19 protein-coding genes are annotated in these 18,344 nt (G+C 72.4%); 11 read left to right on the forward strand and 8 right to left on the reverse strand.

Features of this window, described 5'->3' with window-relative positions:
* The first annotated feature begins 82 nt into the window (after positions 1-82).
* Both HQQ85_RS10485 and HQQ85_RS10490 read left to right on the forward strand, forming a co-directional pair.
* Positions 83-2,149 (forward strand): primary-amine oxidase, encoded by a 2,067-nt coding sequence (locus tag HQQ85_RS10485; RefSeq protein ID WP_173182435.1) that lies wholly within the window; start codon positions 83-85, stop codon positions 2,147-2,149.
* Between the two features lie 14 nt (positions 2,150-2,163).
* Positions 2,164-2,790 (forward strand): hypothetical protein, encoded by a 627-nt coding sequence (locus tag HQQ85_RS10490; protein ID WP_173182436.1) that lies wholly within the window; start codon positions 2,164-2,166, stop codon positions 2,788-2,790.
* 244 nt (positions 2,791-3,034) lie between these two features.
* Here HQQ85_RS10490 and HQQ85_RS21655 read toward each other — a convergent pair whose 3' ends face one another.
* The 4 genes from HQQ85_RS21655 to HQQ85_RS10510 all read right to left on the reverse strand — a co-directional run bounded on the left by HQQ85_RS21655 (position 3,035) and on the right by HQQ85_RS10510 (position 6,911).
* Positions 3,035-4,201: a putative protein N(5)-glutamine methyltransferase gene (locus HQQ85_RS21655; RefSeq protein WP_371741887.1), complete on the reverse strand. Its 1,167-nt coding sequence runs from the start codon at positions 4,199-4,201 to the stop codon at positions 3,035-3,037.
* 44 nt (positions 4,202-4,245) lie between these two features.
* Positions 4,246-5,343 carry a cell wall-binding repeat-containing protein gene (locus tag HQQ85_RS10500; RefSeq protein WP_173182438.1) on the reverse strand — a complete coding sequence of 366 codons (1,098 nt, stop codon included), beginning with the start codon at positions 5,341-5,343 and terminating at the stop codon, positions 4,246-4,248.
* Entirely contained in the window at positions 5,340-6,347 is a 1,008-nt protein-coding gene (locus tag HQQ85_RS10505; protein ID WP_173182439.1) for a cell wall-binding repeat-containing protein, read from the reverse strand. The genes HQQ85_RS10500 and HQQ85_RS10505 overlap by 4 nt, the downstream gene beginning before the upstream one ends.
* A 78-nt stretch (positions 6,348-6,425) precedes the next feature.
* Complete coding sequence (locus HQQ85_RS10510; RefSeq protein WP_173182440.1) at positions 6,426-6,911, reverse strand: glutathione peroxidase; 486 nt, start codon at positions 6,909-6,911, stop codon at positions 6,426-6,428.
* A 115-nt stretch (positions 6,912-7,026) separates the two neighbouring features.
* Between HQQ85_RS10510 and HQQ85_RS10515 the strand changes: the two genes are divergently transcribed.
* Both HQQ85_RS10515 and HQQ85_RS10520 read left to right on the forward strand, forming a co-directional pair.
* The gene (locus HQQ85_RS10515; protein ID WP_173182441.1) at positions 7,027-8,220 is read left to right on the forward strand and encodes a MarP family serine protease; all 1,194 of its coding nucleotides are present in this window, start codon (positions 7,027-7,029) and stop codon (positions 8,218-8,220) included.
* 109 nt (positions 8,221-8,329) lie between these two features.
* Positions 8,330-8,755, forward strand: coding sequence for a VOC family protein (locus HQQ85_RS10520; protein ID WP_173182442.1), 426 nt, complete (start codon positions 8,330-8,332; stop codon positions 8,753-8,755).
* Here the strand turns inward: HQQ85_RS10520 and HQQ85_RS10525 are convergent, their stop codons facing one another.
* The gene (locus HQQ85_RS10525; protein ID WP_173182443.1) at positions 8,756-9,496 is read right to left on the reverse strand and encodes an SDR family oxidoreductase; all 741 of its coding nucleotides are present in this window, start codon (positions 9,494-9,496) and stop codon (positions 8,756-8,758) included.
* A gap of 101 nt (positions 9,497-9,597) precedes the next feature.
* Here HQQ85_RS10525 and HQQ85_RS10530 point away from each other — a divergent pair, with 101 nt between their 5' ends.
* The 6 genes from HQQ85_RS10530 (at position 9,598) to HQQ85_RS10555 (ending at position 16,087) form a co-directional block, all read left to right on the forward strand.
* Complete coding sequence (locus HQQ85_RS10530; RefSeq protein ID WP_173182444.1) at positions 9,598-10,461, forward strand: helix-turn-helix domain-containing protein; 864 nt, start codon at positions 9,598-9,600, stop codon at positions 10,459-10,461.
* A gap of 13 nt (positions 10,462-10,474) precedes the next feature.
* On the forward strand, positions 10,475-10,999 hold the full coding sequence (locus HQQ85_RS21475; protein ID WP_216851618.1) for a MarR family transcriptional regulator: 525 nt from the start codon (positions 10,475-10,477) through the stop codon (positions 10,997-10,999).
* On the forward strand, positions 10,996-12,048 hold the full coding sequence (locus HQQ85_RS10540; RefSeq protein WP_173182445.1) for a zinc-binding alcohol dehydrogenase family protein: 1,053 nt from the start codon (positions 10,996-10,998) through the stop codon (positions 12,046-12,048). Before HQQ85_RS21475 ends, HQQ85_RS10540 begins: the two co-directional genes overlap by 4 nt.
* A gap of 55 nt (positions 12,049-12,103) precedes the next feature.
* Positions 12,104-13,102 carry a phosphodiester glycosidase family protein gene (locus HQQ85_RS10545; RefSeq protein WP_173182446.1) on the forward strand — a complete coding sequence of 333 codons (999 nt, stop codon included), beginning with the start codon at positions 12,104-12,106 and terminating at the stop codon, positions 13,100-13,102.
* A 3-nt stretch (positions 13,103-13,105) separates the two neighbouring features.
* Complete coding sequence (locus tag HQQ85_RS10550) at positions 13,106-14,431, forward strand: GtrA family protein (RefSeq protein WP_173182447.1); 1,326 nt, start codon at positions 13,106-13,108, stop codon at positions 14,429-14,431.
* Positions 14,432-14,629: 198 nt separating this feature from the next.
* Positions 14,630-16,087 carry an APC family permease gene (locus tag HQQ85_RS10555; RefSeq protein WP_254069309.1) on the forward strand — a complete coding sequence of 486 codons (1,458 nt, stop codon included), beginning with the start codon at positions 14,630-14,632 and terminating at the stop codon, positions 16,085-16,087.
* A 29-nt stretch (positions 16,088-16,116) separates the two neighbouring features.
* On the opposite strand, the gene HQQ85_RS10560 is transcribed toward HQQ85_RS10555, so the two are convergent.
* The 3 genes from HQQ85_RS10560 to ykgO form a co-directional block, all read right to left on the reverse strand.
* Positions 16,117-16,626, reverse strand: a complete 510-nt coding sequence (locus HQQ85_RS10560; protein ID WP_173182448.1) for an O-acetyl-ADP-ribose deacetylase — start codon at positions 16,624-16,626, stop codon at positions 16,117-16,119.
* Positions 16,623-16,922 carry a hypothetical protein gene (locus HQQ85_RS10565; protein WP_173182449.1) on the reverse strand — a complete coding sequence of 100 codons (300 nt, stop codon included), beginning with the start codon at positions 16,920-16,922 and terminating at the stop codon, positions 16,623-16,625. Before HQQ85_RS10565 ends, HQQ85_RS10560 begins: the two co-directional genes overlap by 4 nt.
* A gap of 139 nt (positions 16,923-17,061) precedes the next feature.
* Positions 17,062-17,184 (reverse strand): type B 50S ribosomal protein L36, encoded by a 123-nt coding sequence (gene ykgO / locus HQQ85_RS10570; protein ID WP_173182450.1) that lies wholly within the window; start codon positions 17,182-17,184, stop codon positions 17,062-17,064.
* Positions 17,185-17,234: 50 nt separating this feature from the next.
* On the opposite strand from ykgO, the gene HQQ85_RS10575 reads away from it, so the two are divergent.
* Positions 17,235-18,338, forward strand: coding sequence for a GTP-binding protein (locus HQQ85_RS10575; protein WP_173182451.1), 1,104 nt, complete (start codon positions 17,235-17,237; stop codon positions 18,336-18,338).
* Positions 18,339-18,344: the final 6 nt, after the last annotated feature.

The raw sequence follows: 18,344 nt of genomic DNA on the forward strand, positions 1-18,344 counted from the left end.
CACCGATCTCACCGCCGCCGACCCCAGCAGCACCGACCTCAGCAGCACCGACCTCACCAGAATCAACCGGACAGGAACCATCATGACCATCGTCGAGACCGACCTCGCCGCCGCCGACCCCACCACCCCGCCGCACCCGCTCGCGAGCCTCGCGGCCGACGAGTTCACGCGCATCCGGGACCTCGTCACCGCCCTGCCCGACTTCACCGCCACCACGCGCTTCGCCTACGTCGGCCTCGACGAGCCGCACAAGCGCGAGGTGCTCGCCTGGCAGGACGGCGAGGGGCCGCTGCCCGAGCGGCGCGCGCGGGTGATGCTGCTCGACATGGCGACCGGGCGCTCGACCGACAACGTCGTGTCGATCGGCTCGGCGGAGGCGCCGGGCGCGCTGCTGTCGACCGTCGTGCTCGACGGCTCGCGCGGCCAGCTCCCGGTGCTGATCGAGGAGTTCGAGGCCATCGCCGACATCGTGGCGGCCGACGAGCGCTGGGTCGCCGCCCTCTCCCGGCGCGGCCTCACCGTGCAGAACGTGATCTGCGTGCCGCTCTCGGCGGGGTACTACGACTTCCCCGAGGAGGAGGGGCGGCGCATCCTGCGCGTGCTCGCGTTCAAGCAGGAGTACCCCGAGGACCACCCCTGGGCGCACCCCGTCGACGGGCTGTCGGCCTACGTCGACACCGCCACCCGCTCGGTCACGCGACTGATCGACGCCACCGACCTGCCGGTTCCGGCCACCTCGGGCAACTTCGACGACCCCGCCCTGCAGGGGCCGCCGCTCGACACCTTGAAGCCCATCGTCATCACCCAGCCCGAGGGGCCGTCGTTCACGGTCGAGGGCGAGACGGTGTCGTGGGGCAACTGGACCTTCCAGGTCGGCTTCGACACCCGCGAGGGCCTCGTGCTGCGGCAGCTCGCCTGGACCGACCAGGTCACCGGCGCCTCGCGGCCCATCATCTACCGCGCCTCGATCGACGAGATGCTCGTGCCCTACGGCGACCCCTCGCCCGTGCGGTTCTGGCAGAACTACTTCGACACGGGCGAGTACCTGTTCGGGCGCTTCACGAACTCGCTGGCGCTCGGCTGCGACTGCGTGGGCGAGATCCACTACTTCGACGCGACCCTCGCCGACGAACTCGGCAACCCGTACACGATCTCCAACGGCATCTGCATGCACGAGGAGGACTTCGGCACGCTCTGGAAGCACTCCGACATGTTCACCGGCTCGAACGAGACCCGCCGCTCGCGCCGCCTCGTCATCTCGTTCTTCACCACCGTCGGCAACTACGACTACGGCTTCTACTGGTACCTCTACCTCGACGGCACCATCGAGTGCGAGGCGAAGCTGACGGGCATCCTGTTCACCTCGGCCTACCCGGGCCTCTCGGCCGACGGCGCCGACTACCCCTACGCCTCGGAGGTCGCCCCCGGGCTCGGCGGGCCGTACCACCAGCACCTCTTCTCGGCCCGGCTCGACATGACGGTCGACGGCGTCGCCAACGCGGTCGACGAGGTCGACGTGGTGCGGGTGCCGATCGGGGAGGGCAACGAGCACGGCAACGCCTTCACGAAGGGCGTCACCCGGCTGACGACCGAGGGCTCGTCGGGGCGCGTCGCGGATGCGTCGGTGGGCCGGGCCTGGCACATCGTGAACCCCTCCACGCTCAACGGCCTCGGGCGGCCCACCGGCTACGTGCTGCTGCCGCAGGAGGCGCCGACGCTGCTCGCCGACCCCTCGTCGTCGATCGCCAAGCGGGCCGAGTTCGCCACGAAGCACCTCTTCGTCACCGCCTACGACCCGGCCGAGCGTTACGCGGCGGGCGACTTCGTGCACCAGAACCCGGGCGGCGACGGCATCACGCGCTTCATCGCCGACGACGCGCCCATCGACGGCGAGGACATCGTGCTCTGGCACACCTTCGGGCCCACCCACTTCCCGCGGCCCGAGGACTGGCCCGTGATGCCGGTGGACTACGCCAAGTTCACCCTGAAGCCGTACGGGTTCTTCGACCGGAACCCGGCGCTGAACGTGCCGGCGCCCTCCCAGCCGGCCGGTGACCACTGTGCGCACCACGGCGGTTCGGAGCTGCTCGCGGGTGACGGCCACGGCGGCGACGACGTCGCCGGCCACGCTACCGGCCACGCTCACTGAGGGCGGCGGGCGCGATGGGTGAGCTGCTGCACGCCGGGGCGCTCGTGCCGGCCGCGGTCGGCGCGTGCTGCACCCTCGGCGCCCGCCGCTCGGGCCGCGCGGCGGCGGGGGTCTCGGCGATCGTGATGCTCCTCGCCATGCTCGACACGGTGTTCCGGATGCCCGGCTTCCCCGCCCTCGTCTGGGCCGCGCTGCTCATCGGCACGGCCCTCGCGGCGGCGGTCTCGGCGCGGGCCGCCTCCCGGGCGCGGGCGGCGGTCGTCGGCCGGGCCGCCTCCCGCACTCGGGCGGCGGTCGTGCATCCGGTGATGGCGCTGCACGGCGGGCTGGGGATGATCGTGATGGCGGGCCTCCTGCTCGTGATGGGCTTGCCGGCGTCGGGGGCCGCTGTCTCGGACGCGGTCGCCGTCACGGCCTCGGTCTCGGTCTCGGCGGGCCATCACGGTGGGGGAGCATCCGGAGCCCTCGTGGCGCTGGTCGGGGTGGGCTCGCTCGCCTACGCCGGCTACAGCGTCGTGGTGGCGCTGCGCCTCGCCCGCGCCGATCCCGGGCGGAGGGCAGTGCGTCGCTGGCTGCCGGTCGTCGAGGTCGCGGGCATGGGCGCGTCGACGCTGCTGATGCTGCTCGCCCTCGCGGCCTGACCGGCCGTCGGCGGGGCGCGATAGGGTGGGCGGGACGTTCTAGGAGGCGCACATGGTGGTCGGAGATCTGCTGCTCGGTTTCATCGGGCTACTCAGCCTGGTGACCGGTGTCCTGGGCCTCGCGGCCCTCATCGCGATGGTCAAGGCCTCCTACAACGGCTGACCTGCCGCGGTGCGCCGCCTCGACAGGGGCTGCCTCCGCCGAGTGAGGTGTTCGCGGGATCGCCACCGGGTGCGGGCGCGATCACACGTGGCCGACGACCACCGTCGCATCTGAGGACTCGTCCCGCTCGATGCGCGGGTGAAGGCCCGCCGCCTCGAACAGCGCCGCCGTCAACGAGGCCTGCTGCTCGCTGGTCTCGATCAGCAGCCGCCCGCCCCCGGCGAGCCACTCGGCGGCCCCGGCGACGATCCGCCGCTGCAGGTCGAGCCCGTCCCCGCCCCCGTCCAGCGCGATCGGCGCCTCGTGCACGCGCGCCTCAGCGGGCATCGTCGCGATCGCGGCGCTCGGAACATACGGCGCGTTCACCACCATCACGTCCACCCGCCCCCGCAGCCCCGCCGGCAGCGCCTCGAACAGATCCCCCTCGAACACCCTCCCGTCCCCCAGATTCCGCCGAGCGCTCGCCACCGCCCCCGCTTCCACATCGGCGCCCCACACCTCGAACCCCCCGCCGCCGTCCACCGCGCCGCCCCGGTCGACCGCCTCGACCCCCGCGCCGGCGTCAGCCGAGCCGCTCTGGCCGACTGCGCCTAGCTCCACGCCGACGTGAACCGGGTTGCCCTGGTCGATTCCGCCTGGCACCACGCTGCCGTCGGCGGGGCCGCCCTGAGTGACCGACTCGAACCCCGCGTTGCCGTCGACGGGGCCGCCCGGGTCGGCCGGCACGAAGACGGTGTCGCCGTCGGCGTCGGTGGTGAGACGGATGCGCCCCTCGCCGTACGCCGCGATCGCCGCCCCGATGGCACCCGAGCCGCAGCACATGTCGACCACCACGGCGCCGTCGGGCGCATCCCGAACCGCGGCCCGCACCAGCAGCTCGGTGCGCCGCCGCGGCACGAACACCCCTGGGCCAACCACGACCCGCAGCCCCGCGAACGCCGCCCACCCCACGAGATGCTCGAGCGGCCGCCCCGCCACCCGCTCCCCGACGAGCCTCTCCAACTCCCCGCGGTCGCCCGCCGCGGCCTCGATCACGACGGCGGCCTCCTCCTCGGCGAACACGCACCCACCGGCCCGCAGCGCCCGGACGACCCACCCCGTCCCGCCGACCCAACCCCTCCCGTCGCTGCCGCCAGTCCCGTCGGCGCTGCCCGTCTCGCCGACCCGTTCCAACTGGCCGCTGCCGTCTGTCCCGTCGGCGCTGTCGGCCCCGCCGATCCGGCCCGTCCCGTCGCCGCCCGGCGCCATCCGATTCACGGGCGCAACTCTACCCACGGGGTTCGGGGGACCGGCTACGGACAGGGCGTGAGCGCCTCCACTGCCGTGGTGAGCGACGCCGTGCCCCCGAGTAGCACCACTTCGGATGTGCCCTTCGATGCCAGACGCGACAGGACCGGGCGCGGCACGCAGCCCGGAGGCACGATGTAGAGCGGATTGTGCCGCGTGCCCGTCAGCACTCCGCCCACCAGCGCGTCGGGGAAGTTCGCGCCCGTGGCGAAGTAGACCGTGCTGAAGTCGGCGAGGAAGTGGTCGTTGACGACCGAGGAGACCGCGTACCGGTCGGCGCCGCCGAGGCGCACCGATTCGACGCTGGGGGAGAGGGTGTCCATGACCCCCTGCGAGACGGACAGGACTCCGCCCATGATCACGAGCGAACTCGGGGCCGCCGCTGCGATCGCCCGCTGCGTGTCGCTGTCGGCCACCGGGGCGCCGCCGTCGACGAGCAGCACCGGCGAGTTGTAGATGGCGGCCGGGGACACCGCGGACAGAGCATCCGGGAAGTTGGTGCCGGTTGCCACGAAGACGTTGTCGGCGCCCGCGGGGAAGGCCTGGGCCGCGAGCGCGCGGCTGACCGCATAGCGGTCGACCCCGGCGAGGCGCCCGACCACCGCGCGAGGAGCTGCCGCGCCGAGCTGGCCGAGCACCCGGCTCGAGACGGCGCTCTCGCCGCCGACGACGATCACCGATCGCGGGTTCAGCCGCGTCAGCGCGGCCAGCACCGACGGCGGAGCGGCGTCGGGCGCCGTCAGCAGCAGCACGCCGCCCTGCACGACGGCGGGCGGCCCGGCACTCAGCGCGTCGGGGTAGTTCGCCCCCGATGCCACGTACACCACGTCGGCACCCGAGGGCCGCGTCAGCAGCGCCACGGCCGCCCCCAACTCGTACCGATCCCCGGCGCTCAACCGGCTCACCCGGATCGCAGCCAACGCCTCCGCCTCCTCCTTCGTCCCGAGCGACTCCCCCGGGCCGGCTCCGTCGCCGGCCGCAGGAGACGAGGCAGAAGCCGCCCCGGGTCCGCTCGACAACGTCGCGAGCACCAGCAGGGCGACACCCAGCGTGGCGAGGCCCTCGCGCATCCTGGCGTGCCGCCCGGCGTGTGCGCGGATCATGGCTTCAGGAAGCCCTTGAGCTGCGCTTCGACCGACGCGTCGATCGCCGCGGTGCCGCCGAGGATCACGATCGAGCTCGGCTTCAGGCGGGTCAGCTCGGCCTTGATCGGATCGGGGATCGAGGACTTCGTGACGAGCAGCACCGGCGCCTCCTTCACGATCGCGGCCGCCGCCCCGGACAGTGCGTCGGGAAAGTTCTCGCCCGAGGCGATGTACACGGTCGACGCCGCGGCGAAGGTCGAGGCCGAGGTGGTGGCCGAGACCTCGAAACGGTCCTTCCCTCCGATCCGGATGATCTCCGACTGGATCTGAGTGCCGAGAGTGTCGAACACGGTGTCGTCGATCGCCTGCGGGCCTCCCAGCACGGCAAGGGCGGCCGGCTTCTCCCGATCCAGCTCGTCGAGGACAGCGGGGCTGATCACCGACTTGCGGACGAGAAGCACCGGGCCGCCTCGATGGCCGGCGGCCGCGGCGCCCGAGAGCGCGTCGGGGAAGTTCTCGCCCGAGGCGACGAAGCTCACGGGCAGCGGCGCGGTCGGGAAAGCATCGTGGGCAGCCGCTGCGGACACCTCGAACCGATCGGCACCGCCGATGCGCTCCACTGCCGGGGCCAAAGGCAGGATCTGCCCGAATGTCGCCTCGCTGATCGACGCCGTGCCGCCGAGGACGATGATCTTCATCGGATGCACCCGAGCAAGCTCGGCACGCACCGCTTCGGGCAGCGCGTCCTTCCGCGTCAGAAGCACCGGCCCGCTGCGCATCCCCGCGAGCGCCGAGGCCGACAACGCGTCGGCGAAGTTCTCGCCCGACACCACATAGGCCACCGGAACAGAGGTGACCGCCCCGAAGGTGTTGGCCGAAATGGCCGCCGAGACCGCGAACCGGTCATCGCCGCCGATGCGATGCACGCCGTCAGGGGCCGCGGAGGCGGGGGCGACCGCAGCGGAGGCGAGCAGCACTCCCAGAGTCAGGGTCGCAGCAGGGGCGAGGGTGCGGATGCGCATGGGTTCTCCGATCGTCGGTGTCGACCGGAGGGGCCGGTCGGAACCGAAAGTAGCGGAGAACGCCGCATTAAGCGAGGATTATTCAGCAGAAGGGAGGGAGGACTCGATGAGGGCGACGATGGCCGGGTCGTCGGGCTCCGTCGAGGGGCGGAAGCGGTGGACGGCGCCGTCGGGGGTGACGACGAACTTCTCGAAGTTCCACTTGACCCGCCCCGCCTTGCCGTCGGCGTCGGGCGTCTTGGTGAGCTCCTGGTACAGCGGGTGCGCCGAGCGCCCGTTGACCTTGACCTTGTCGAACATAGGGAAGGTGACGCCCCAGGTCATCGAGCAGTACTCCTTGATCTTGTCGGTGTCGCCGAGCTCCTGCAGGAACTGGTTGCTCGGGAAGCCGAGCACCGTGAAGCCCCGCGCCTCATAGCGCTTCTGGAGCTCCTCGAGCTTCTCGTACTGCGGGGCCAGGCCGCAGCGCGACGCGACGTTCACGATCAGCTTGACGGGCGCGTAGTCGGCGAGCGTCGAGGACGCCCCGTCGATGGTGGTGAGGGGGATGTCGTCGAGTGCCATGATCCGCATCCTACGCGCCGCCGCACCCCGCGCAGTCGACCACCGAACGAGAACGAGAGGCGACGCAGAACACTCCCAGCGACCGCCGCAGCCCCCCGCGTAGCCTGATCGGCACATGGACATCCTCATCGACCTCGTGCTGCTCCTGATCGCCCTGCTGGCCGTCGTCGGCGGCTGGCGGCGCGGCGCCCTGATGACGGCCGCGGCCCTCGCCGGCATCGTCGCGGGCGCCTGGCTCACGGGCGTCGTGGCCCCACCTGTCGTCGACTGGCTCGCGACCCGGGGCTGGAGCAGCCCTCTGCAGCGCACCCTCGCCGCGGCGGCCGTGCTCATCCTGAGCATCGCGCTCGCCTCGGCCGTGCTCACCCTGGTCGCGTCGCTCCTGCGCCGCGTCATCGGCATCGTGCGGATCGGCCGCGGCATCGACGCCCTGGGCGGCGGCGTGCTGGGTCTCGTCACCTGGGCCGTCGTGGTGTGGCTGCTCGCCGGCTTCCTGCAGACCACCGGCATCCCGCCCGTCACCCAGGCGGTGGCGTCGTCGCGGGTGGTCGCGACCCTCGACCGCATCGCCCCCGTGCCCGCCGAGAGCGCCCTCGGCACGCTCGGCGAGGCGCTCGACGGGGCGGGCTTCCCCGAGGTGTTCGCGTTCGGCGAGGAGATCATCCCGGGCGCCCCCGAGCCCGATCCCTCGGTTCCGGATGCGGTGAACCAGGTTTCGGGCGGCGTCGTCCGCATCCTGTCCTCCGCTCCCCGGTGCGGCACCGACGCCGAGGGCAGCGGCTGGGTCGTGGCGGGCGACCGCGTCGTGACGAACGCCCACGTCGTGGCGGGCAGCGACGCGCTCACCGTGCAGCTCGGCGGACAGGGCCGGCTCTACGACGCCCGCCTCGTCGTCTTCGACCCCCAGCGCGACCTCGCGGTGCTCGACGTGCCCGGCCTCCCCGCCGATCCGCTACCACTCGGCACCGAGCTGGCCTCCGGCGACTCCGCCACGGTCGCGGGCTACCCCGAGAACGGCCCGTACTCCGTCATCCCGTCCCGCGTGCGCGACGTCGTCGACGCGGTCGGCCGCGACATCTACGGCGACGCCACGGTCACCCGCGAGATCTACTCCCTCCGCTCCACCGTGCGGCCGGGCAACTCGGGCGGCCCCCTCTTCGACGACGCGGGGCAGGTCGTCGGGGTGGTCTTCGCCCGCTCGACGGTCGACGCCGAGACGGGCTACGCGCTCACCCTCGACGAGATCGCGCCGGTGCTCGCGGCGGTCTCGTCGACCGAAGAGGTGGCGTCGGGCGCCTGCTCGAGCTGAGGTCGGCCGCGGGGTGAACGGATGCCCGCGCATCCGTGCACCGAAGAGATGTGTACAGCGTTCACATGCTCTGCTACCGTGACCTCACGACCACAGCGAGGAGCCTTCGATGACCACCCTGAACCCCTACATCAACTTCCGCGGCCAGGCGAAGGAGGCGGCGGAGTTCTACCAGTCCGTCTTCGGCGGCGAGCTCGGCCTGAGCACCTTCGGCGACTTCGGCATGCCGGTCGAGCCGGGTGAGGAGCACCTGGTGATGCACGCGCAGCTCACCACGGCGGGCGGGCTGGTGCTGATGCTCTCCGACACGCCCACCCACATGGAGCTGACCGTGGGCAACAACATCTCGGTGTCGCTCAGCGGCGGCCCCGGCGAGAGCGACGAGCTGCACGGGTACTTCGACCAGCTGGCCGAGGGCGGCACCGTCACCGAGCCCCTGGTGGAGGCGCCCTGGGGTGACAGCTTCGGCATGGTGGTCGACCGCTTCGGCATCAACTGGCTGGTCAACATCGGCGGGGCCCCGCAGGAGCAGTAGCTAGGCGTTGACCGCCGCGACCGCCGCGTCGAACCGCCCCTCGACCTCGGCGAACCGCAGGAACTTCACGCGCTCGACGAGGATCTCGGCGGCGTGCGGGTTCGCCCGCAGCAGCGCCATCACCTCGTCGGCGAAGTCGTCGAGCGGCAGGAAGCCGGGCTGCTCGGCCTGGCCGGGCATCAGGTCGGTCTGCACCGCCGGCGGCACGAGCTCGATGACCTCGACCGAGGTCGACGCCAGCTGCAGACGGATGCTCTCGCTGAAGCGGTGGATGAAGGCCTTCGACCCGTTGTACGTGGGCGTCGCGGCGAGCGGCAGGTGCGCGAGCCCCGACGACACGGTCATCACGGTCGCGTGCGGACGCGTCTGCAGGTGCTCGACGAAGGCGGCGACGAGGCGCAGCGGACCGACGATGTTCGTCTCGACCACGCGCAGGGCGTCGTCGAGGAAGCCGGCGTCGCGCACGTCCTCGGCGGTCATGATCCCCGCCATGGCGATGATCGCGTCGAGCTCGGGGTGGCGCTCGAGCACGGTGTCGCGGGCGGCGGTGACGGAGGCGGGGTCGGTGATGTCGATCGGCACGGTGTCGAAGCCGTGCTCGCCGGCGAGGCGATCGAGCAGCTCGGTGCGGCGGCCGCCGATGACGACGGTGCTGCCGGCGGCCTGGAGCCGCAGGGCGAGGGCGAGTCCGATGCCGGAGGTGGCGCCGGGGAGGAAGACGGTGCTGGTTGTGATGTCCATGCGCCCAGCCTGCGCGTCGCCGGTCGCGGGCGGGAGGGGAGCGCTTGTCGGGGGATCGGCGATCCCTGTCTCCGGATGCGCGCTGCGCCGATAATCGGATCATGAACCGCGCCGCCCTCGCCGACTTCCTCCGCGCCCGCCGCACCGGGCTCCGGCCCGAGGACGTCGGCCTCTCGGCCGGGCCCCGCCGCCGGGTCGCGGGGCTGCGGCGCGACGAGGTGGCGGCGCTCGCCGGCATGTCGACCGACTACTACGTGCGGCTCGAGCAGGTGCGCGGGCCGCAGCCGTCCGAGCAGATGCTGGCCGCGCTGGCCCGGGCGCTCCGGCTGAGTCTGGACGAGCGCGACTACCTCTACCGCCAGGCCGGCCACACGGCGCCGGCCCGCACCCCACTCGACACCCACGTGGCCCCGGCGCTGATGCGGGTGCTCGACCGGCTCGAGAACACGCCGGCGCTCGTGCTGTCGAGCCTCGGCGAGACGCTGCTGCAGAACGAGCTGTCGAAGGCGCTGATGGGCGACCACTCCCGCCACACCGGTGCGGCCCGCAGCGGCACCTACCGCTGGTTCACCGATCCGGGCGAGCGGGAGCTGTACCCCGAGTCCGACCGGGCGCGGCAGAGCCGGGCGCAGGTCTCGGGCCTGCGGGTGGCGTACGGGGCGGCGGGGGAGCGGTCCCGCGCGGGGGCGCTCGTGCGCGAGCTGCGTGCCGTGAGCGAGGAGTTCGAGGCGATCTGGCAGACGCAGGTGGTGGCGCAGCGCTTCGAGGATCACAAGGTGCTCGTGCATCCGGAGCTCGGCCCGATCGAGCTGGACTGCCAGGCCCTGCTCACTGAGGACCAGGGCCAGACCCTCCTCGTGCTCACCGCAGCGCCTCGCAGCGAGGCCGCCGCCAAGCTCGAGCTGCTCGCCGTGCTCGGTCGGCAGCGATTTGTCCATTCCGGGGAATATACTTCCGGGGAATGAGCTTGAGGAGGGCATGGATCCCTTCTTCGACGCCCTGGTGCGCTACGAGACCGAGCTCTGGAACCTGATCGAGCGCGAGCTGGCGAACGACCCGGCGAGCAGTGTGGGCCTCGCCCGGCTCGAGGCGCTGCGGGTCGTCGACGCGCACGGCGGCGCGGCCCGGGTGCAGGACATCAAGGACGATCTGGTGATCACCGTCGGCGCCGCGAGCAAGCTCGTCGACCGGCTCGAGCGCGACGGCCTGGTCGAGCGGCGGCCCAATCCCGGCGACCGCCGGTCGGCGCTGGTCTCCCTCACGGCCGAGGGGGCGGATGCGCGTGCCGCCGCCGAGGGCGTCGCCGCCGCCGCCCTCGCCCGCCACCTGGCCGCCGCCGGGGTGGACACCGCCGCTCTGACGGCCGACCTCACACGCCTCCGCACCGCCCTCATGTCGGCCGTGCCCGCCATCCACGCCGTCGCCACCCCCGCCGCTCCGGCCGTCGCCACCCCCGCCGCTCCCGCCCTCACCACCGACCCAGAGACCGAGGCCCCCTCATGACCGCTCCCGCCGCACCCGGTCCCGCCACTCCCCTCGCCGCCACTCCGGCGCCCACCATGCGCGCCGTCGTCGTCGACCACCCGGGCGGCCCGGAGGTGCTCGAGCTCCGCGACGTCCCGCGCCCCACCGCCGCGACCGGCCAGGTGCTGATCGAGATCAAGGCGTTCGGCCTCAACCGCTCCGAGCTGCACTTCCGCCAGGGCGTCGCCTACTCGGGCAGCTTCCCGCGCATCCCGGGCATCGAGGCCGTGGGCGTCGTCGCCGACGACCCGAGCGGTCGCCTCGCCACCGGCACACAGGTGGCGACGCTGATGGGCGGCATGGGCCGCGAGTTCGACGGTGGGTACGCCGAGTACGTCGTGGTGCCCGCGACCCAGGTCGTGCCCTTCGCGAGCGGGCTGCCCTGGTCGACGCTCGGCGCCGTGCCCGAGATGCTGCAGACCGCCTCCGGTTCGCTCCGGGTCGGGGTCGAGTCCCGCGCCGGCCAGACGCTGCTGATCCGCGGCGGAACGTCCTCGATCGGTCTGGCGCTGGCCGTGCTCGCCAAGCGGCAGGGGCTCACGGTGCTCTCGACGACACGATCGGATGCGCGCCGCCCCCTCCTGGAGTCCGCCGGCGTCGACCACGTGCTGATCGACGACGGCGCGCTCGCCGACCGGGTGCGCGCGCTCGTGCCGGGTGGCGTCGACGGTGCCGTGGAGCTCGTCGGCGTGAACGTGATGAAGGACACCCTCCGCGCCGTGCGCGCCGGCGGCACCGTCTGCTTCACGGGCATGCTCAGCGACCAGTGGACGATCCCGGAGTTCTACCCGATGGAGTGGCTGCCGAACGGCGTGCGCCTCACCGCCTACTCGGGCGATGCGTCCGACCTGCCGCCGGAGGTGCTGCAGGGCTTCCTCGACGACGTGGCCGCGGGGCACGCGACGGTGCCGATCGGCCGGGTCTACGCCCTCGACGAGATCGCCCGGGCCCACCGCGACCTCGAGGCGGGCACCGTCGGCGGCAAGGCCGTGGTCGTCCTCTCATCGGAGACGCACAGCCAGTCATAGGGGAGTGCAAGCCCCGCCTGGGCCCGCACCTTCGAACGGTGCGTAGCAAGGGGGTATGGACACCGACACCAGAACCCCCGGGCGCCGACCCCGGCGCCGCACCGTCGTCATCGCCTCCGCAGTCGTCGTGGCGCTCACCCTCGGCGGCGGAGCCGCGTGGGCGGCCGAGCGCTACCTCGTGCCGCACGTCGCCATCGCGAACGTCGACGAGTACGAGGCCGCCCAGGCCGCCCAGGCCGCCGGCACGACCACCGCCGACGGCACGACCACCGCCACCGCCACCGACGGCACGAGCACCACGACCACCGACGGCACCGGCACCGGCACCACCGCCGTCTCCGTGCAGACCGTCACCACCGGCTCCGGCACCGACACCGTCACCTACTACGTCGCCGACGTCACCCTCGGCACCGCCACCGACCTCCGCTCCGCCTTCGCCGACGACGCCTTCGGCCAGAACATCACGGCGACCACCTCAGCCATCGCCGAGGACAACGACGCGATCTTCGCGATCAACGGCGACTACTACGGCTTCCGCGACACCGGCATCGTCATCCGCAACGGCGTCGTCTATCGCGATGACGGCGCCCGCGAGGGACTCGCCTTCTACACCGACGGCCGCGTCGAGGTCTACGACGAGACCGCCACCACCGCCGACGAGCTGGTGGCCGGCGGCGTCTGGAACACCCTCAGCTTCGGCCCCGCCCTCATCGAGGACGGCGCGATCCTCGACGGCATCGACGACGTCGAGGTCGACACGAACTTCGGCAACCATTCGATCCAGGGCGAGCAGCCCCGCACCGCCGTCGGCGTGATCGACGAGAACCACCTCGTCTTCGTCGTGGTCGACGGCCGCAACGAGGGCCACAGCGCCGGGGTCACCATGACCGGACTCGCCGAGATCCTGCAGTCCCTCGGCGCCACCACCGCCTACAACCTCGACGGCGGCGGCTCGTCGACGATGTACTACGACGGCGAGGTCGTGAACGACCCGAACGGCACGCAGGACGAACGCGGCACCTCCGACATCCTCTACATCGCCGCCGAGGGCTGAGCCGTGCTGGTCCTCGTCCCCAGCTACGAACCGGATGCCCGCCTGCTCGACCTCGTCACCGCCCTCCGCGAGGCGGCCCCCGAGGCGACCGTCCTCGTGGTCGACGACGGCAGCGGCCCCGAGTACGCCCTGGCCTTCGACCTGGCGCGCGCGGCCGGAGCCGAGGTCGTCGGCCACCCCGCCAACCGCGGCAAGGGGGCTGCGCTGAAGACCGGCTTCCGTCACGCGCTCGCGAACCATCCGGGCGAGACGGTGGTCTGCGCCGACAGCGACGGCCAGCACCGCGTCGCCGACATCCTGCGCGTGGCCGCTGCGGCGGAGGCGCACCAGGAGGGGTGGGACGCGCATCCGCTCGCCCTCGTGCTCGGCGGACGTCGTTTCACCGGCGAGGTCCCGGCGCGCAGCCGACTGGGCAACACGGTCTCGCGCCTGCTCTTCCGCGCCGCCACGGGTCAGGCCGTCGGCGACACGCAGACCGGCCTGCGCGCCTACCCGCCCGCGCTGCTGCCCTGGCTGCTCGAACTGCGGGGCGAGCGTTTCGAGTACGAGCTGACGGTGCTGCTCGAGGCCGGGCCGGCCGGTCATCGCATCGTGGAGCTCGAGATCGAGACCGTCTACCTCGACCGCAACGCCTCCTCGCACTTCCGGCCGGTGGTCGACTCCTGGCGCGTGCTGCGGCCGCTGCTCGGCTATGCGGCGTCGTCGGCCGGGGCCTTCGTGCTCGATCTGGTGCTGCTGCAGCTGCTGATGACCGCGACCGGCTCGCTACTCGTCGCGGCCGTCGGGGCCCGCGCGGTGAGCGCCACGGTGAACTTCGCCGTCAACCGGCAGCTGGTGTTCCGGGGTCGCCGACGTCGGCCGGCGGCTCAGGATGCGCTCCGCTACGCCGCGCTCGCGGCCGCCCTGCTGGGGGCGAACGTGCTGCTGCTCGAGGCGCTGACGTGGGCCGGGCTGCCGCTCGTCGCGGCCAAGCTCCTCACCGAGGCGACGCTCTACCTCGTCGGCTTCGCCGCGCAGCGCCGGGTGGTCTTCGCCGCCCGGCTGCGACGGCCGTCACGCCGCTCGCGGCATCAGACGGAGGCGGGCGAGCCCTCGGCGGGGGTGGCCTCGGCGGGCGAGCCGGCTTCGGCGGACGTGTCGGCAGAAGCGTCGGCCGGGGCGTCGGAGGCCGCCTCGGCCTTCGCGGGCGCGGCGTGCTTCGACGACTTCTTCGCCGACTGGCGGGCGACGAGCGCCTCCTTCTCGGCCTTCAGCGACGCCACGGTCGACTCGTCGAGACCGGGGTCGGGCAGGTCGAGGAACGGGCTCGTGCCGCCGGTGCGGGAGTAGACCGCCGAGGCGTAGGCGATGGCGGCTGTGCGCACCTTCGCGGTCGCGCGGTCGCGCTTGCCGTGCCCGCTCTTCTTGTCCTCGAGCACCTCCTGGTGCTTCTCGAGGGCCTTCACGAGGTCTTTCAGAGCCGTCTTCGTCTTCTTCGCCATGCCCGCATTATGCCCGTCGAAGGTTAACAGGGTGCATAGTGGCCTCATGACAGCCACGGCAGCGTCACCCTCGAGTTCCGCGAGTTCCCCGAGCGAGCCGGAACTGAAGAAGGTGATGGGCCCGAAGCTCCTGCTCCTGTTCATCATCGGCGACATCCTCGGCACCGGCATCTACGCGCTGACGGGTCAGGTCGCGGCCGAGGTGGGTGGCGCGGCCTGGCTGCCGTTCCTCATCGCGTTCGTCGTCGCGACCATCACCGCGTGCTCGTACCTCGAGCTGGTGACCAAGTACCCGCAGGCGGCCGGGGCGGCGCTGTACGCGCACAAGGCCTTCGGCATCCACTTCGTCACCTTCCTGATCTGCTTCACGGTGATGTCGTCGGGCATCACCTCGGCGTCGGCCGCGGCGGGCGCCTTCGCCAGCAACTTCGCCATCGGCTTCGGGCTCGGCGAGGGCCCGGGGCTTGCGCTCCTGATCGCGCTGGCCTTCATGATCCTGATCGCCGCCGTGAACCTCCGCGGTGTCGCCGAGAGCGTGGGCCTGAACGTCGTGCTGACACTCGTCGAGCTCTCGGGCCTGCTGCTGGTGATCTTCATCAGCTTCTTCGCGATCTTCGGCGGCCAGGCCGACTTCTCCCGGGTCGTGGCCTTCGACACCCCCGACGACAAGAGCGTGTTCCTCGCCATCTCGACGGCGACCTCGCTCGCCTTCTTCGCGATGGTCGGCTTCGAGGACTCGGTGAACATGGCCGAGGAGACCAAGAACCCCTCGAAGATCTTCCCCAAGGTGATGCTGACCGGGCTCGGCATCACCGCCGTGATCTACGTGCTGGTGTCGATCGTCGCGGTCGCCATCGTCCCCGTCGGCGAGCTGGCCGGCAACGACACCCCACTGGTGACGGTGGTGCAGACGGCGGCACCCGACTTCCCGATCTCGGCGCTGATCCCCTTCATCTCGCTCTTCGCGGTCGCCAACAGCGCCCTGATCAACATGATGATGGCGAGCCGCCTGCTCTACGGCATGTCCAAGCAGGGCGTGCTGCCGCCGTTCCTGTCGAAGGTGCTGCCGAAGCGGCGCACGCCGTGGGCCGCCATCCTGTTCACCACCGCCATCGCGCTGGGGCTCACGGCCTTCGTCTCGATCGACCCCGACAACCCCATCGCCGTGCTCCTCGGCGGCACCACCTCGCTGCTGCTGCTCGCGGTGTTCTCGGTGGTCAACGTGAGCGTGCTGGTGCTGCGCAAGAAGCGCGTCGAGCACAAGCACTTCCGCACGCCGACCGCGCTGCCCGTGATCGGTGCGATCGCGTGCCTCTACCTCGTGCTGCCGTGGACCTCGGGGCGTCCGCCCGAGCAGTACGAGATCGCGGGCATCCTGCTGGTGCTCGGCATCGTGCTCTGGGCGATCACCTTCATCCACCGTCGCCGCAGCGGCTACGGTGGCGCGGCCGAGCTCGACACCCGGGCGCTGACCGCGGTCGAGCGCGGCCCCGACGCCGACTGACCCCGCACGCGACCAGTCCAGCGGATGCTCTACGCCAGCGCCCGCTCGAACTCCCGCAGCATCGCGTCGCCGAAGAGGGCGAACGACACCGCCCCGGCGTAGGGCGAGGCGTTCACGCTGTCCACCGCGATGCGTGCCGCGCTGTCGGCCGGCCACCCGTAGACCCCGGCGCTGATCGCCGGGAACACGACGGAGGCGGCGCCGAGCTCGCCCGCGACCTCGAGCGAGCGGCGGTAGGCCGAGGCCAGCACCGCCGACCGGTCATCCGTCGTGCTGTGGACGGGGCCCACCGTGTGGATGACCCAGCGCGCCGGCAGCCGGCCGGCCGTGGTGGCGACGGCGTCGCCGGCGGGCAGGCCGTCGGGGAAGCGGGTGCGCCTGAGCTCCCGGCACTCGGCGAGGATCTCAGGGCCGCCCCGGCGGTGGATGGCGGCGTCGACCCCGCCGCCGCCGAGCAGTGAGCTGTTCGCGGCGTTCACGATCGCGTCGGCCGCGACGGTGGTGATGTCGGCGCGGAGAAGGGTGATCGAGCCTGTCATGCCCTGACGGTGCTCGGCGCGGCGACGGGGACGGGCGCCGGACGGGCGTGCCGCTCGAGCGCGGCCTGGGCCTCGGCGAGGCTCTCGTGCTGGCCGAGGGCGTGCCCCGTGACGGCGGTGGTCACGAACAGGCTGCGACGGCGCTGCGAGACGATGCCGGCCGGGCGGCCGTGCTCGTCGACGGCGACCCAGAGGTCGGGCTGCGGGCAGCGCCAGGTGAGGGCGGTCACGTCGTCGTGCCGCGGGGAGTGGTCGGGGCCGCCGGAGCGGTCGGTCGAGAGTTCTGCGATCGTCATCGATGCCTCCAGTGTTCCGGAGCTTTCTGCCTCGTGGCACCGCTCCTCAGCATCAGGCCTACCCGGGGTGCGGATGCGCGGCGAGGGGTTGACGCGGGGCCTTCGCGGTGCATCCCACCCGCCGAGCTACCGAGCCGACTCAGCCCTGGCGCGCCTTGAAGCGCGGGTTGAGCTTGTTGATCACGAACACGCGGCCGCGGCGGCGCACGACCTGCGACCCGGGCATGGTCTTCATGGACTTGAGGGAGTTGCGGACCTTCATGTCGATCTCCTCGACTTCTTATTGAGAATGGTTATCGATAGAGTACCACCATGATCCCCGCCCGTGTCACTCCGCCCGCCTTCCGCCCCGTGCTCGCCGTGACGCTCGTCAGCGGGGCCTCCTCGACGGCGGTGAACACGGTGGCTCGGCGCCTCGCCGTACCGGGAGCGTCGCCGGCGATCCCTCCCGAGCAGCTCGAGTTCGAGGGCGACGACGGCGACGCCGCGGCACTCGCCCTCGGACTCGCCGATGCGCTCGACGCCGACGCGCGCGCCACCGGCTCCGGCCACCGCGTCATCGCGATCGAGCCCGGCGTCGACGTGCTGGAGGCGGCGCTGATGCTCGAGCACCTGCTCGAGTCGCGGGAGCCGCACGTCACGCCCATCGCCGTGCGCGACGTGGTCGCGGTCACGACGTCGGCCGAGATCGACCGCCTGCTCTTCGGATGCCCGCCCGGGTGCCCGGCCGCCGCTGGGCATCCTGGCGCCCACCCCGACGAAGGCGAACCCCACGACGCGGCGGAGCGCCTCGCCTCGCGTCTGGAGGCGTGCTCGGTCGTCGTGCTCCTGGATGCGGCGGCACCCCGGGTGCTCGCCCTGCTGGAGCGGCTGTGCCCGGCGGCGCGTTTGGTCGGGCCCGAGGCGCTGGACGCCGTCCACGCGACGCCGGCGCGTCTCGAGCGGCGGCTCGTGCACCGGATCGCCGCGTCGATGGGCTGGCAGCGGGAGCTCGATCCCTCGGCGCGGGGGCGGGCATCCGGAAGCCCCCTGCAGACGCTGGTGTTCACCGACCCGCGACCGTTCCACCCGGGGCGGCTCGCGAGCGCGGTCGAGCGCTTCACGCCCGGGGAGGTGGGACGGATCGTGCGGTCGCGTGGGCTGACCCGGCTGGCTTCACGTTCGGGTGTCGTCGGCAGCTGGTCGAGCGCGGGCGATCTGCTCAGCCTCGACCCGACCTCGATGCCGAGCTGGCACGCGTCGGCGCCGCTCGGTCAGGAGCTCGTGTTCTTCGGCGAAGGGCTGCGCGTGCAGCGGCTGATCGGACTGCTCGACGAGGCGCTGCTCGACCCGGGCGAGCTGCTGGCCGGGCCGGAGCTGTGGCAGCGGCTGCCCGACCCCTTCCCGAGCTGGGACGCCGGCCGGCACCAGCACTGAGGCGTG

Origin of the sequence: Herbiconiux sp. VKM Ac-2851, from assembly GCF_013205105.1 — a bacterium.
Classification (GTDB): Bacteria; Actinomycetota; Actinomycetes; order Actinomycetales; family Microbacteriaceae; genus Herbiconiux; species Herbiconiux flava.